The sequence below is a fragment of the Sphingomonas kyeonggiensis genome (assembly GCF_030812785.1).
Lineage (GTDB): Bacteria > Pseudomonadota > Alphaproteobacteria > Sphingomonadales > Sphingomonadaceae > Sphingomonas > Sphingomonas kyeonggiensis_B.
On the sequence record NZ_JAUSTJ010000001.1, the window covers coordinates 623,675 to 638,724 of the forward strand.

At 66.2% G+C, this 15,050-nt stretch carries 13 protein-coding genes; 7 read left to right on the top strand and 6 right to left on the bottom strand.

Annotated features, from left to right (window positions below; translation table 11 throughout):
- Positions 1 to 80: 80 nt before the first annotated feature.
- Positions 81 to 641, bottom strand: a complete 561-nt coding sequence (locus tag J2W22_RS03055; RefSeq protein WP_307116788.1) for a hypothetical protein — start codon at positions 639 to 641, stop codon at positions 81 to 83.
- Between the two features lie 111 nt (positions 642 to 752).
- Here J2W22_RS03055 and J2W22_RS03060 point away from each other — a divergent pair, with 111 nt between their 5' ends.
- Complete coding sequence (locus tag J2W22_RS03060) at positions 753 to 2,330, top strand: lysine--tRNA ligase (RefSeq protein ID WP_307116789.1); 1,578 nt, start codon at positions 753 to 755, stop codon at positions 2,328 to 2,330.
- Entirely contained in the window at positions 2,327 to 3,496 is a 1,170-nt protein-coding gene (nhaA, locus tag J2W22_RS03065) for a Na+/H+ antiporter NhaA (RefSeq protein WP_307116790.1), read from the top strand. The genes J2W22_RS03060 and nhaA overlap by 4 nt, the downstream gene beginning before the upstream one ends.
- Here nhaA and J2W22_RS03070 read toward each other — a convergent pair.
- Positions 3,397 to 4,581: an MFS transporter gene (locus J2W22_RS03070; protein ID WP_307116791.1), complete on the bottom strand. Its 1,185-nt coding sequence runs from the start codon at positions 4,579 to 4,581 to the stop codon at positions 3,397 to 3,399. The two genes, nhaA and J2W22_RS03070, sit on opposite strands and share 100 nt — an antisense overlap.
- A 127-nt stretch (positions 4,582 to 4,708) precedes the next feature.
- Here J2W22_RS03070 and J2W22_RS03075 point away from each other — a divergent pair, with 127 nt between their 5' ends.
- On the top strand, positions 4,709 to 5,596 hold the full coding sequence (locus tag J2W22_RS03075; RefSeq protein WP_307116792.1) for a hypothetical protein: 888 nt from the start codon (positions 4,709 to 4,711) through the stop codon (positions 5,594 to 5,596).
- 113 nt (positions 5,597 to 5,709) lie between these two features.
- Positions 5,710 to 6,945 carry an MFS transporter gene (locus J2W22_RS03080; RefSeq protein WP_307116793.1) on the top strand — a complete coding sequence of 412 codons (1,236 nt, stop codon included), beginning with the start codon at positions 5,710 to 5,712 and terminating at the stop codon, positions 6,943 to 6,945.
- Positions 6,946 to 7,915: 970 nt separating this feature from the next.
- Here the strand turns inward: J2W22_RS03080 and J2W22_RS03085 are convergent.
- The 4 genes from J2W22_RS03085 to sucC all read right to left on the bottom strand — a co-directional run bounded on the left by J2W22_RS03085 (position 7,916) and on the right by sucC (position 11,628).
- Positions 7,916 to 8,377, bottom strand: coding sequence for a hypothetical protein (locus tag J2W22_RS03085; RefSeq protein WP_307116794.1), 462 nt, complete (start codon positions 8,375 to 8,377; stop codon positions 7,916 to 7,918).
- 88 nt (positions 8,378 to 8,465) lie between these two features.
- On the bottom strand, positions 8,466 to 9,395 hold the full coding sequence (locus J2W22_RS03090) for an electron transfer flavoprotein subunit alpha/FixB family protein (RefSeq protein WP_307116795.1): 930 nt from the start codon (positions 9,393 to 9,395) through the stop codon (positions 8,466 to 8,468).
- Positions 9,392 to 10,144, bottom strand: coding sequence for an electron transfer flavoprotein subunit beta/FixA family protein (locus J2W22_RS03095; RefSeq protein WP_307116796.1), 753 nt, complete (start codon positions 10,142 to 10,144; stop codon positions 9,392 to 9,394). The genes J2W22_RS03090 and J2W22_RS03095 overlap by 4 nt, the downstream gene beginning before the upstream one ends.
- A 281-nt stretch (positions 10,145 to 10,425) precedes the next feature.
- Positions 10,426 to 11,628: an ADP-forming succinate--CoA ligase subunit beta gene (gene sucC, locus J2W22_RS03100; RefSeq protein WP_307116797.1), complete on the bottom strand. Its 1,203-nt coding sequence runs from the start codon at positions 11,626 to 11,628 to the stop codon at positions 10,426 to 10,428.
- 215 nt (positions 11,629 to 11,843) lie between these two features.
- Here sucC and J2W22_RS03105 point away from each other — a divergent pair, with 215 nt between their 5' ends.
- Genes J2W22_RS03105 through J2W22_RS03115 form a run of 3 tightly spaced genes read left to right on the top strand, consistent with a single transcriptional unit; the run spans position 11,844 to position 14,999 of the window.
- Complete coding sequence (locus J2W22_RS03105) at positions 11,844 to 12,344, top strand: beta-carotene hydroxylase (protein ID WP_307116798.1); 501 nt, start codon at positions 11,844 to 11,846, stop codon at positions 12,342 to 12,344.
- Between the two features lie 34 nt (positions 12,345 to 12,378).
- Positions 12,379 to 12,804 (top strand): peptide-methionine (R)-S-oxide reductase MsrB, encoded by a 426-nt coding sequence (gene msrB, locus J2W22_RS03110; protein WP_307116799.1) that lies wholly within the window; start codon positions 12,379 to 12,381, stop codon positions 12,802 to 12,804.
- Positions 12,805 to 12,854: 50 nt separating this feature from the next.
- Positions 12,855 to 14,999 carry a transglycosylase domain-containing protein gene (locus J2W22_RS03115; protein WP_307116800.1) on the top strand — a complete coding sequence of 715 codons (2,145 nt, stop codon included), beginning with the start codon at positions 12,855 to 12,857 and terminating at the stop codon, positions 14,997 to 14,999.
- Positions 15,000 to 15,050: the final 51 nt, after the last annotated feature.

The window sequence follows — 15,050 nt, forward strand, 5'->3', positions numbered from 1 at the left end:
TTCTAGCCTTGCTTGCCTGGCAAAGTGAAGGGAGTCGCGCAAACTGATTTCACTTTGGCCCGCGCCGGTGATCCCTCGGGTCAGGGCCAACGCCGCTCCCAGTCTTCGCGCTGCTTCTCCTGGTCGGCGAGCGGCGGGACTCCGCTCGCCTTGCGCAGCGCGTCGGACAGCAAGTCGCGCCGATAGGGTTCCTGGGTCCATTTCTGCTTGGGGGGATGGGTGAATTGGGTGCCGTATATCTGCGGCTGCCCGATGCGCTGGAGATATCGGTCGAGCGTCGCCGCCGCGATCCAGGTGGCGTCCTGCCTGCCGCGCGCCACCGCCACGATGGCGAGGGCATGGGCCTTGAGGAAATCCTCGGGATCGTCGCCATGCTGGAAGACATAGGCGGCGTGATAGAAGTCGTCCGCGCTGTCCAGCTTGCCACCGTCCAGCAACGTCTGGGTCCGGGTGCGCCGTTCGCGGTCGGCGGCGTCCAGGACGGTCCAGTCGATGCTCGCGGGATGCTCCCTCGCCGCCTGATCCGCGTCAAAGATCGCCGTCATCTCGGCATTGGTCGTGCGATCCTGTTCCCCCGTGGCGCCCGCGGGCAGGGCGAGCGTTACGCATAGGAGCAGCAGGCTGGCGAGCAGGACACGCATTCATCACCTCATCTGGCGGCAGGCTTCGAGGATGCAGGATCGGCGATATCCGGGGGAGCAAGCCGCCCGGAACTTGCAAAAATCCGCTGTTTCGCGCACGCGCCACCCATCATGACAGACGAAACCATCCTGCGCGCAGCCGCACTCGAGTCCAAGGCCTGGCCGTACGAAGAAGCGCGCAAGCTGGTGAAACGCTATCCGCAGGGCAAGCCCGACGGGTCGCCGGTGCTGTTCGAGACCGGATACGGCCCCTCGGGCCTGCCGCATATCGGCACCTTCCAGGAAGTGCTGCGCACCACCATGGTCCGCCACGCCTATGAGGAGATGACCGGCGGCAAGACGCGGCTGATCGCGTTCAGCGACGACATGGACGGGCTGCGCAAGGTGCCGGACAATGTGCCGAACCAGGCGCTGCTCGCCGAGCATCTCGGCAAGCCACTGTCGCGCATCCCCGATCCGTTCGAGAAGTTCGAGAGCTTCGCGGCGCACAACAACGCGATGCTGCGCGAATTTCTCGATCGCTTCGGCTTCGAGTACGAGTTCGCCTCGTCGACCGACTATTATGGCTCGGGCCGCTTCGACGAGACGCTGCGCACGGTGCTGCGCAACTACCAGGCGATCATGGACGTGATGCTGCCGACGCTGCGTGCCGAACGCGCCGCGACCTATTCGCCGGTGCTGCCCGTGAGCCCGAAGAGCGGCATCGTGCTGCAGGTGCCGGTTGAAGTCGTCGATGCCGAGGCGGGGATCATCCGTTTCGTCGATGAGGGCGAGACGATCGAGCAATCGATCTTCGGCGGCCAGGCCAAGCTCCAGTGGAAGCCCGACTGGGGCATGCGCTGGGCGGCGCTCGGCGTCGATTACGAGATGTACGGCAAGGACCTGATCGACAGCGGTATCCAGAGCGGCAAGATCGCCCAGGTGCTCGGCGCGCGCCGGCCTGAAGGGCTGATCTACGAGCTGTTCCTCGACGCCAAGGGCGAGAAGATCTCCAAGTCCAAGGGCAACGGCCTGTCGATCGACGAGTGGCTGACCTATGGCCCCGACGAGAGCCTCGCCTTCTACATCTATCGAGAGCCGAAGAAGGCCAAGTCGCTGCACCTCGGGCTGATCCCGCGCGCGATCGAGGAATATTGGCAGTTCCGCGCCAATTACCCGACGCAGGAACTGGCGCAGAAGCTCGGCAACCCGGTGCACCATATCCACAATGGGAACGTGCCGGCCGAGACGCTGCCGGTGACCTTCGGGCTGCTGCTCAACCTGGTCAGCCTGCCGGGCGTGGGCAATCGCGAGACGATCTGGGGCTTCCTGCGCCGCTATTCGCCGGACCTGTCGCCGGAGTCGCATCCCGAGCTCGACCGGATGGTCGGCTATGCGATCCGCTATGCGAAGGACTTCGTCGAGCCGACGCTGCAGCGCCGTGCGCCGAGCGAGGCGGAAGCCGGCGCACTGCGCCAGCTCGACGCGCAGCTGGGCGCGCTGCCGGAGAATGCCTCGGCCGAGGATATCCAGAACATCGTCTACGAGATCGGCAAGACCGACGCATTCGAGAATCTGCGCGACTGGTTCAAGGCGCTCTACGAGACGCTGCTCGGCAGCGAGCAGGGGCCGCGCATGGGCAGCTTCATCGCGCTGTACGGGATCGAGAACAGCCGCAAGCTGATCGCCGAGGCGCTCGCCAAGGCATGAGCCGCATCGCCGCCGCCACGCGCGCCTTCATCGCGAGCGAGGCGGCGGGCGGTGTGGTGCTGATGGCGGCGTCGGCGCTTGCGCTGATCGTCGCCAACTCGCCGCTGGCGGGCGGCTATGCGGCATTGCTCCACGTGGAACTGGGGCCGCTCAGCCTGCATGGCTGGGTGAACGACGCGCTGATGGCGGTGTTCTTCCTGCTCGTCGGGCTGGAGATCAAGGCGGAGGTCGTCGAGGGCCAGCTGTCGAGCTGGTCGCAGCGGACGCTACCGGTGATCGCCGCGGCGAGCGGCATGGCGGTGCCGGCACTGGTCTATCTGGCGATTGCCCCAGGCTTCGCACGCGGCTGGGCGATTCCGGCAGCGACCGACATCGCCTTCGCCATGGGGCTGATGGCGCTGCTCGGACGGCATGCACCGGCGTCGCTCAAGCTGCTGCTGACCACGATCGCGGTGGTGGACGACATGGGCGCGGTGGCGATCATCGCGCTGGCCTATACCGCCAAGCTGAACCTGCTCGCGCTTGCCGGGGCGGGCGTGGTGCTGGCGGCGATGCTTGCCTGCAACCGGATGCGCGTGACGCGGCTCTGGCCCTATCTGGCGCTGGCGGCGCTGCTGTGGCTCTGCGTCTTCGCCTCGGGCGTGCATGCGACGATCGCGGGCGTGGCGGCGGCGCTGGCGATTCCGCGCGCCGTGGGGCTGAAGCTCGAGCATGCACTCAACCCCTGGGTGGCGTTCGGCATCGTGCCGCTGTTCGGCTTCGCCAATGCCGGGGTCGCGCTGCCGGGATGGGAGGCGCTGCTCGCGCCGCTGCCGCTCGGGATCGCGCTGGGGCTGTTCGCGGGCAAGCAGCTGGGTGTGCTCGGCAGCATCTGGCTGGCAGTGAGGGCGGGCGTTGCGCCAAAGCCGCATGCGCGCTGGGGCCAGATCTACGGCATGGCGCTGCTCGCCGGGATCGGCTTCACGATGAGCCTGTTCATCGGCGGGCTGGCCTTCCCGCCGGGGCCGCTTACCGACCAGGTGAAGATCGGCGTGCTCGCCGGATCGCTCCTGTCGGCGCTGATGGGCTACCTCGTCCTGCGCTCGACCAGCACCGCCACCACCAGCACCGCGAACCCGCCGAGCGAGAGCAGCGCACCGACCCAGCCGGTCGACGTCCAGCCGTAACCCGCCGCGATGGCGAGGCCGCCGAGCCAGGGGCCGAGCGCATTGGCGAAGTTGAAGGCGGAGTGGTTGAGCGAGGCGGCAAGACCCTGCGCCTCGCCGGCGACGTCCATCAGCCGGGTCTGCAGCACCGCGCCGAGCGCGCCGAGGAAGCCGATCGCGAAGATGTCGAGCGCGATGCTCCACAGCTGGTGCGCGGCAAACGGGTAGAGGGCGAGCGCCACCGCGCTGCCGAGCAGCAGCACCGCGGCAGTGGGCATCAGCGCGCGATCGGCGAATCTCGGCACGATGATGCTGCCGAGCGTCGCGCCGACGCCGAACACCGCCAGCACCAGCGGGATCATCGCCGGCGAGGTCCTGGTCACCTCGAGCATGGTCGAGGCGACATAGGTGTAGACGCAGAACATGCCGCCAAAGCCGATCGCGCTGATCCCGAGCGTGAGCCAGACCTGGCCATTGGCGAGCGCCCCCAGCTCCTTGAGCGGGCTCGCGCCATGCTGGGGCGGATCGCGCGGGGCGAGCGCGGCGACCAGCGCGACCGTGGCGAGCGCCAGCACGCCGACCACGACAAAGCCCCAGCGCCAGCCCACCGCCTGGCCCAGCCAGTTGGCGAGCGGCACGCCCAGGATCGTCGCCACGGTGAGGCCGAGCATCATCCGCCCGACCGCTTGGGAGCGCTTGTTGAACGGCACCAGCGAAGCGGCAACCAGCGCGGCGATACCGAAATAGGCGCCATGCGGCAGGCCCGAGAGGAAGCGGAACAGCAGCAGCCAATGGTAATTGGGCGCGAGCGCGCTCAGCGTGTTGAACAGCGCGAAGGCGCCCATCAGCAGGAGCAGGGTGAGGCGCCGGGAGAGTTTCGCCGCACCGACCGCGATCAGCGGCGCGCCGACGACCACGCCCAAGGCATAGGCGCTGATCACATGGCCGGCGCTCGGCGCGTCGATCCCCAGCCCCTGCGCCATGTACGGCACCAGGCTCATCGTCGCGAATTCGGTGGTGCCGATCGCGAAGCCGCCCATCGCCAGCGCGAAATGGACGAGGCCGACATTATGGGTCGGAGCATGGGAGCTGGTCGGGGCGTGCATCGCTGCTCAAGTGGCCATGCTGCAGTGCAGCGTCAATGGCAGCGTGCGATGCATACGAATGCACGCCGCGTAAGTGGGCCCAGCAATCGCCCCAATCGCCCGACAGACTGGCCGGGGAGGATCCCGCATGCGCCCGCTGCTCATCCTGATTGCCCTGTTCTTCACCGTCCCCGCGCTTGCCGCCGACCTTGCCGGCAGCTGGGCAGTGCGCTCGCATGGGCGCGTGGTAATGCTGCTCACCCTTGCCCCTTCGCCTGGCGGCTGGAGCGGCACGCTGACCTACCCTGCCCATTTCGCCATCGACGCCCAGCTGACGACGTTCACCGAACTCAGCGGCGCCAGAACCCAAGCGATCCACGGCGTAACCGCAGCGGAGGGCGCCAGCCTCAACTTCACGCTGGGCGCGGGGAAGAATGCCGACCGGCTGCGCTTCCGCCTGCTTTCCGACGGCACCGCGCGGCTGCGCTGGCAACCGTTCGAAGCCGATTTCGTACTCGACCGCGCCGAGCCGGGGGAAACGCTGATCCGCTTCGATCCCGAGGCGCAATATCCGCTCGATCGCCACTGGAAGACCAATGCCGAGATGACCGCCCTGTTCGAGGCTGACCAGAAGGCGCGCGAGGACTGGGACCATGCCGACCATGCGCAGGTGGAGCGCGACGACCGCGTGCGCCGTGCGCGGACCCGCGCGCTGCTCGAGACCGGCGCGCTGGAGAGCGGCGCCGACTATTATCACGCCGCCTTCCTCCTCCAGCATGGCGCGGTGCCCGACGACTATCTGCTCGCCCATGCGCTGGCGATGGCCGCCCAGGCCCGTGGCTATCCCGCGGGCTGGATCGCCGCGGCGACGCTCGACCGCTATCTTCAGGCAAGCGGCAAGGCCCAGATCTTCGGCACGCAATATCGGCATGAGGCAGGCACGACGACGCAGCAACCCTTCGCCCCAGGCCTGATCCCGGACACGCTGCGCGAGGCGCTCAACCTGCCGGCGATCACGCCGGCCGGCACACCCTGACGCGGGATCGGAGCGCAACGCCCGGCTTCGCAGCGCTTGCCCTATAAGGAAGTGTAGCTGCGAAAAATGCAGGTGCATCCTGCACTTGAGGGGTCCAGACGCGTTGGCGAACCATGGCTAATCCCGGCGGCTACACGCGCGGCTCCCCCGGCTATCGGCGCCTGACGCTCGCGATGCTGTTCGCGGGCTTCTCGACCTTTTCGCTGCTCTATTCGGCGCAGCCGCTGCTGCCGCTGTTCGCCAGCGAATTCCATCTGAGCGCCGAAGTGGCGAGCCTCGCCATCTCGATCGCCACCGGGCCGCTGGCGGTGGCGATCGTCATCGGCGGCATGCTCTCGGACAAGCTCGGCCGGCGACCGCTGATGGTGTTCGCGATGTTCGGCGCGGGGCTGCTGACAATGCTCACCGGGCTTGCGCCGGGCTGGAACAGCCTGCTCGCGCTGCGCCTGCTCACCGGCATCGCGCTGGCCGGCATGCCCGCCGTCGCCATGGCCTATGTCAGCGAGGAGATCGATCCGCGCTCGGTGGGGCCGGCCATGGGCCTCTACATCGCCGGCAGCGGGATCGGCGGCATGGCCGGACGGCTGGGAGTCAGCCTGCTGACCGAGCTGGTCGACTGGCGCTGGGGCCTGATCGGCGTCGGGCTGGTCGGATTGCTGATGGCGGAGGGGTTTCGCCGGCTCGCCCCGCCTTCGCGCCGCTTCGTACCACAGGAAGTCCATGCCCGCGCGGTGCTCGCCGCCGGGCGTGAGCTGTTCCGCGACCGGGCGATGCCCCTGCTCTATGCCGAGGCATTCCTGCTGATGGGCGTGTTCGTCACCATCTACAATTATGTCGGCTTCCGGCTGCTCGCCCCGCCCTTCGGCCTGAGCCATGCGGCGATCGGCGCGATCTTCCTGCTCTATCTGCTCGGCTCGGTGAGCTCGACCTGGTTCGGGCACCTCGCCGAGAAGCGCGGGCGCCGGCTGGTCTTCTGGATCCCCACCGCGATGCTGCTGGTCGGCACGGCGATGACGGCGTCCATGTGGCTGGCATTGGTGGTGGCCGGGATCGGGATCGTCACCATCGGCTTTTTCGGCGCCCATTCGATCGCTTCGAGCTGGGTCGGGCGCAGGGCGCGGGCAAGCCGGGGGCAGGCGGCGGCCTTCTACCTGTTCTTCTATTATCTGGGATCGAGCGTGCTGGGATCGGCCGGCGGCGTCGCCTGGACCGGCTGGGGCTGGAGCGGCGTGGCGCTCTATTGCGGGGTGCTGACGGTGGTGGCGCTGGCGATTGCCGCCAAGCTCTCGACCATTCCGCCGCTACCGCTGTCCGAGGTCACGCCGCCGCGGGCGATGGGGGCGGACTGAGTTCTACGGCGAATCTCGTCACCCTATCGCGGCGCAGGAGCTCTAGTCATCCACATTAATATATTTTGAAAGGCTCGGCCTCTGTTGTGGTCGGTCGTTCTAATCGAGTACTATTCTAGCCAGCACTCAAGTGGAATTTCGAGATGGCGGACCAACTCGGCACCTGCTGCATCTGCGGGAATATTGGAAAGCTCTCATTCGAACACGTGCCACCGAAGAGGGCTTTTAACGATAGGCCCATTTTCAATGCCGACATCCACGCCGTGCTTTCTGCGAAATCGTACGATGAGATGACTGGCGTGCGAAGATCCCGTAGTCCCAAGGGGGCAGGGAGACATACTCTTTGCATACCATGCAATAACAACACTGGCTCTTGGTACGGGCCCTCCTACATAGACTGGGTTCAGCAAGGCGCCCGGAATTTAGAACTAACCGTCCAAGGCCGCCCATCGCAACCTTTCACGATTCAGCCGCTTGCGGTCATTAAGATGATAATGACCATGTTCTCTAGTGTATGCGGACAAGATCTCTTTGCCGGGGAGCCTTGGCTTCGTAAGTTTGTTCTAGATAAATCAGCAAAGGGGCTACCGAAAACGATCGTCCCTCTCGGTTACCTATTATCGGAAAGATCGACTGCCTTTCGGCAATCCGGCGTATCTGGAACCATAAGCACGACGAACAATGATATGTCGGTTTTCTCGGAGTTGGCTTTCTTTCCCCTAGGCTACATCCTGAGCTTAGGAGGAAATAAATTACCGGACGAAAGGCCCGTGAGCTTATCGAGTTTCGCTGGCTATGACTTTGGAGAAACGGCAGAATTACATATTCCGCTTCCGAAGCTCGAGGTGAACTCGATCCTCCCAGCCGATTTCCGTTCTGATGAACAGATGCGCTCGGCGTTTTCGACAAATTCCTTAGTTCCTACTGAGGACCGCGGACCAAGGCATCCAGAGTAGCCGAGAGGCACCGACTAGGCGTCGAAATCCCCCGCCCCCTTCAACACCACCAACGGCTTCAGGCAGGCGGAGGGATTGCCCTCCTCCCCGGCCGTCTCGCGCGTGAGGCAGGCGCTGGCGGCCTGGACCAGCCTTACGCGCTCGGTATAGCGCCGCGTCTCGCAAATCGCCGCGAAGCTGCCCGAGGACGGGCCATGGGCACCGGTCATCGCCCCGACAAGTGCGCATTCGCGCTGGATATAGCCGCGCCAGCCGGAAAGCAGCGTGGCGACGCTTTCGGTGGAGAAGTCATTGCCGTGCAATGGCGGAAGCTTCGCAACCTCACGCAGCAGCACGGCGTCGGCGCGATCGAGTCGTTTCGCCGCCTGCGCCGCCTCGGCCTGATCGCGGCGCAATTCGTCGATCGACTGGGCCTGCGCCGGCAGGGTCATGAACAGCGCCAGACCGGCGATAAGGTGGGCAAGTTGTCCTGTCATCGACCCTGACTATGCCGAGGCCCTGACAAAATAAAAGAGGGCGCTCCGCACCCGGAACGCCCCCTGATATCATTCGATCCGGAAAGGATCAGAGCTTCTCGGTCAGCTCCGGGACGATCTTGAACAGGTCGCCAACCAGGCCGATGTCCGCGACCTGGAAGATCGGGGCGTCCTCGTCCTTGTTGATCGCGATGATCGTCTTGGAGTCCTTCATGCCGGCGAGGTGCTGGATCGCACCCGAGATGCCGATCGCGACATAGACTTCCGGAGCGACGATCTTGCCGGTCTGGCCGACCTGATAGTCGTTCGGGGCATAGCCCGCGTCCACGGCGGCGCGCGAGGCACCGACGGCGGCGCCGAGCTTGTCGGCCAGCGGATCGATCTGCGCGTGGAACTGTTCCGACGAGCCGAGCGCGCGGCCGCCCGAGACGATCACCTTGGCGCTGGTCAGCTCCGGACGCTCCGACTTGGCGATCTCGGCACCTGCGAAGGTGGAGAGGCCCTTGTCGCCTTCGCCCGACACCGCTTCGATCGTGCCCGAACCGCCGGTGGCGGCCGCCTTGGCAAAGGCGGTGCCGCGCACGGTGATCACCAGCTTCTTGTCACTGGTCTGCACGGTGGCGATCGCGTTGCCGGCATAGATCGGACGGGTGAAGGTGTCGGCACCCTCGACCGAGAGGATGTCCGAAATCTGCATCACGTCGAGCGCGGCAGCCACGCGCGGCGCGATGTTCTTGCCAGTGGTGGTCGCCGGGAAGAGGACCGCGTCATGCGTGCCCATCAGCGACACGATCAGCGGCGCGACATTCTCGGCGAGGAAATGCTCGTACGCCGCGTCATCGGCGACATGGACCTTGCCCACGCCGGTGATCGCCGCTGCCGCCTGGGCAACGCCATCGACGCCCTTGCCGGCGACGAGGAGATGGACTTCGCCAAGCTTCGCCGCGGCGGTGACCGCCGAGAGGGTGGCGTCCTTCAGGCTCTGATTGTCGTGCTCGACCCAAACCAGCGTCTTCATTTCGCGACTCCCAGACCCTTGAGCTTTTCGACCAGCTCGTCGACCGAGCCCACCTTGATGCCGGCCGAACGCTTGGCCGGCTCGACGACCTTGAGCGTCTTGAGGCGCGGGGTGGCGTCGACGCCATAGTCCGCGACGGTCTTCTTCGCGACCGGCTTGGACTTGGCCTTCATGATGTTCGGCAGAGTCGCGTAGCGCGGCTCGTTGAGGCGGAGATCGGTGGTGACGATTGCGGGGAGTTTCAGATCGACCGTCTCGAGGCCGCCATCGACTTCGCGGGTAACCTGCACGCCGTTGCCGCCCAGCTCGACCTTCGAAGCGAAGGTGCCCTGCGGCCAGCCGAGCAGCGCAGCCAGCATCTGGCCGGTCTGGTTGCTGTCGTCGTCGATCGCCTGCTTGCCGAGGATGATCAGCCCGGGCTGCTCCTCTTCGGCGACCTTGGCGAGGAGCTTGGCGACCGCCAGCGGCTCGATCTCGTCGTCGGTCTGGATCAGGATGCCGCGATCGGCGCCCATGGCGCGCGCGGTGAGCAGCACGTCGGTCTCCGCCTTGGCGACGCCGATGGTGACGACGACCACCTCGGTCGCCGCGCCCTTTTCCTTCAGGCGCACGGCTTCCTCGATCGCGATCTCGTCGAACGGGTTCATGCTCATCTTGACGTTCGCCAAATCGACGCCCGTCCCGTCCGCCTTCACGCGGGGTTTCACGTTATAGTCAAGCACGCGCTTGACCGGCACCAGAACTTTCATCGAAATCCTCTCCATCGCTGGAAGAACGGCAACACCCGATCGCTAATGCCCGAGATTCCGGCCAAGTCCACCCCAAACAGTGATAGGGCATACCCGATCATCGAAAAATCGGTGCGGGTTGTCGCGCCGGATGGGTACCGCGCATTCACTCGGCCTTGCGGGTGACGCTACGGCTTCCCAAACGCACCGGGAAGCCGGACGCAAAAAGGGCGGAGGAGACCGGGATCCGGCCGCCTCCGCCCTTTTTTGTCTCAGAACCGGCAATCAGCCGGCCGGCTCGCTCAGGCGGCGAGCTTCTTGACCTCGGCCACGATCTTCTTCGCGGCGTCGCCCAGGTCGTTCGCGGGAACGATGGCGAGGCCCGAATTGGCGAGGATTTCCTTGCCCTCGGCAACATTGGTGCCCTCGAGGCGCACGACCAGCGGCACCGAGAGGTTCACTTCCTTCGCGGCGGCAACGATGCCGGCGGCGATGATGTCGCACTTCATGATGCCGCCGAAGATGTTGACCAGGATGCCCTTCACGTTCGGATCGGCGAGGATGATCTTGAACGCCGCGGTGACCTTCTCCTTCGAAGCGCCGCCGCCGACGTCGAGGAAGTTGGCCGGGAACATGCCGTTGAGCTTGATGATGTCCATCGTGGCCATCGCCAGGCCGGCGCCGTTGACCATGCAGCCGATGTCGCCGTCGAGCTTGATATAGGCCAGGTCATACTTCGAGGCTTCGAGCTCGGCGGGATCTTCCTCGCTCTCGTCGCGCAGCTCGACCAGGTCCTTGTGGCGGAACATCGCGTTCGAATCGAAGCCGACCTTGGCGTCGAGGACGAGGAGGTTGCCCTGCTCGGTCAGCGCCAGCGGATTGACTTCGATCTGCGCCGCGTCGGTCGCGACGAAGGCGGCGAACAGCGACGAGGCGACCTTGGCGGCCTGCTTGCCCTGGTCGCCGGTCAGGCCCAACGCGGCAGCGACGGCGCGGCCATGGTGCGGCATGAAGCCGGTCGCGGGATCGACGTCGAAGGTGTGGATCTTCTCGGGGGTCGAGTGGGCGACTTCCTCGATGTCCATGCCGCCCTCGGTCGAGACGACGAAGGCGACGCGGCCGGTGGCGCGGTCGACGAGGAGCGCGAGGTAGAATTCCTTGGCGATGTCGGCGCCGTCGGTGATGTACAGGCGGTTGACCTGCTTGCCGGCCTCACCCGTCTGGATCGTCACCAGCGTGTTGCCGAGCATGTCGGTCGCGTGGGCGCGGACCTCGTCGAGCGAGAAGGCGAGGCGGACGCCGCCCTTCGCATCGGGACCGAGCTCCTTGAACTTGCCCTTGCCGCGGCCGCCGGCATGGATCTGCGACTTCACGACGAAGAGCGGCCCGGGCAGCTTCTTGGCGGCCTCGACGGCCTCCTCGACGGTGAAGGCGGCGAAGCCGGCGGCGATCGGAGCGCCGTACTTAGCCAGCAGTTCCTTGGCCTGATATTCATGGATGTTCATGGGAACGCGCCCTCATGGTTGTGGCGGGGAGGAGTTTGCGGGTGCCTTAAGCACGACGCGCGCGCGAATCCAAATCTTTTCGCGGTAAATGCGAGTGCGACGTAATTGCAATAAAGCATAACCCGTCACCCGGGCAAAGGGCCGGGGTGACAAGAAGGACCGAGCGACTCGCATCGCTGGCTGACGGCGGCAGGAGGAGCGCCTATCTACCGCATATGTCCCTCTGGATCGGCCTTGCCCTGTTCCTTGCCACGCTTGCCGGGATGGAGGCGTTCGCCTGGGCGATGCACCGCTGGGTGATGCACGGGCCCGGCTGGTTCCTCCACGAGAGCCACCACCGCGCCCGCACCGGCTGGTTCGAGCTCAACGACCTCTACGCCGTGATCTTCGCCATCCCGTCGATCGTGCTGCTCCATGGCGGCGTGCAGGCCGGCTGGTGGCCGGGCTTCACCTGGATCGGCGCGGGAATCGCCGGCTATGGCGCGATCTATTTCGGCTTCCACGACGTGATCGTCCACCAGCGGGTGGCGCACCGCTATGTCCCGCGCTCGACCTATATGAAGCGAATCGTCCAGGCGCACCGGCTGCACCATGCGGTCGAATCGAAGCACGGCGCGGTGAGTTTCGGCTTCCTCTGGGCGCCACCGGCGGACGAACTGAAGCGCCAGCTGAAGGTCAATACCGGTTTGGCCCGGTTCCGCGCCAACCCGGATTGACGGCGCCCCCCGTGCCGGACACATGCTTGCGTCCATGGAGCATCTGAACCTCTCCGAGTCCGAGTGGCGCAAGCGCCTCAACCCGGAACAGTTCCACGTGCTGCGCGAGGCGGGTACCGAACCCGCCTTTTCCGGCCGCTTCACCGACAACAAGGCCGACGGCCTCTATCTCTGCGCCGGCTGCAAGCTCGAGCTGTTCGACAGCGCCGACAAGTTCGATTCGGGATCGGGCTGGCCGAGCTTCACCCGGCCGATCGATCCCGAGAACGTCACCGAGCATGCCGATGTCAGCCATGGCATGCGCCGCGTCGAGCTGCGCTGCGCACGCTGCGACGGGCACCAGGGCCATGTCTTCCCCGACGGGCCGCCGCCCACCGGTCTGCGCTACTGCATCAACTCGGCCAGCCTCGATTTTCGTTCACGTGGCGGCAACCACAATGCCGCTAGCGAGCAAGGCTGAGCGCCTGATCCTTGTGAGCGGGCCGAATAGGGCTTAATCGCACTCCCCCGATGCCATCGAAAAACCTGCCAGCCGTGATCCGCACGCCCAAATGGCGTGATCTCTCCTTCTGGAAGCGTGTCGCTTTCTGGACGCTGATCAGCGGAGGCAGCCTGGCGCTGCTCGCCTTCATCGCGCTCCTGATCGCGGTCTATTCGACCAAGTCGACGCTGCCGAGCTTCGACGAGCTCAAATCCTCGCCCAACGGCCAGATGATCCGCGTCCATGCCGCCGACGGCACCGTGCTGGTCTCGCTCGGGCCGAGCTATGGCGAGTGGATCAAGTACGACCAGATCCCGCAGGTGATGAAGGACGCGATCATCGCGACCGAGGATCGCCGCTTCGAATCGCACTGGGGCGTCGATCCGGTCGGCGTCGCCCGCATCTTCTGGCGCGCCAAGCAGCTGCACGACGAAGGCCGACGCCTGCAGGGCGGCTCGACCATCACCCAGCAGGTGGCCCGGACCATCTTCCTGTCGAACAAGTACGATGTCGGCCGCAAGGTGCGGGAGGGCGTGATCGCGCTGGCGATGGAGCGCAAGTTCAGCAAGGACGAGATCCTCGAGCTCTACCTCAACAAGGTCTATTTCGGCGGCGGTGCCTATGGCATCGACGCGGCGAGCCGGAAGTTCTTCGGCCACCCGGCGACCAATCTGAGCCTGGCCGAGGCGGCGGTGATCGCCGGCCTGGTAAAGGCGCCGTCGCATTACTCACCCACCGCCGATGCCGAGGCTGCGATCGGCCGCGCCAGCGTGGTGCTCGACCTGATGGCCGAGACCGGCAAGATCACCGAATCCCAGGCCAAGGCGACCGATCCACGCACCGTGGCGCTCGCCCCCGAGCCCAAGCAGAACAGCGTGCGCTATTTCACCGACTGGGCGCTCCCCCAGCTCGAGGTGCTGATCGACGAGACCGAGGCGCCGCTCGAAGTGTGGACCACGCTCGACCTGGGCATGCAGCGCGCCGCCGATGACGCGATCCGCGCCAATGCGCCGAAGAATGCGCAGGGCGCGCTGGTCAGCCTCGACCGCGACGGCGCGGTGCGCGCGATGGTCGGCGGCAAGGACTATGTCGCCTCGATCTACAATCGCGCCACCCAGGCGACCCGCCAGCCGGGCTCGGCGTTCAAGCTGTTCGTCTATCTCGCCGCGCTGGAAAGCGGCCACAAGCCCGACGACCTGGTGGTCGACGAGCCGGTGACGATCAACGGCTGGAGCCCGCGCAACAGCTCGGGCGCGTTCCGCGGCGAGATGAACATCCGCACCGCCTTCGCCTATTCGGTCAACACGATCGCGGCGAAGCTCGGCCAGGAAGTTGGCTTCGGCGCGATCGCCGACATGGCGCGCCGCTTCGGCATCACCACCCCGGTCGATACCCATCCGGCGATGGTGCTGGGCACTTCCGACGTCCGCCTGATCGACATGACCCGCGCCTTCGCCTCGGTGTCGAACAAGGGCGTGGCGGTGACGCCCTATGGCATCACCCGCGTCACCGCCAACAATGCGGTGATCTACCAGCATGAGGTCGACACCAGCCATGTGCTGGTCGCGCCCTATGTCGCCGCGCAGATGACCGACCTGATGCAGACCGCGGTCGCCACCGGCACCGGCCGCGCCGCGCAGATCGGCCGTCCGGTGGCGGGCAAGACCGGCACCACCACCTCGAACAAGGATGGCTGGTTCGTCGGCTTCTCCTCGGGCCTGACCACCGGCGTGTGGATGGGCCGCGACGATGCCAAGGTCGTCCCCGGACTGCAGGGCGGCACCGCGCCGGCACGCGCCTTCCACGACTTCATGGTCAAGGCAGTGGCGAAGCGCCCGGTCGAGCAGTTCGACACCCAGGTGACGCTGCCCGAATATGCGCTCGACGAAGAGAATGCCGCCTATGGCGAGCCCGACAATGGCGTGTTCGTCGACGAGGACGGCAATCCGGTGCCCGAGGACCAGCAGCCGCGCAGCGACGGCACCGAGCAGGTGCAGCCGGTGCCGGGCCAGCAGGGCGACGAGCAGCTCGACCAGGACTGGATCGACCGGATGACCGGCAAGCGGGGCCCGGCACCCGCCCAGCCGCAGCGCGACCAGCGCGAGGCGCCACGCGACGTTCCCCGGCAGACGGCCCCGCAGCCGCGCGATGGGGCGCCGAGGGGCGAGCAGTAATCCACTTTCGTCACCCCCGCGAAAGCGGGGGCCCATCTCCCGGACGGGCAA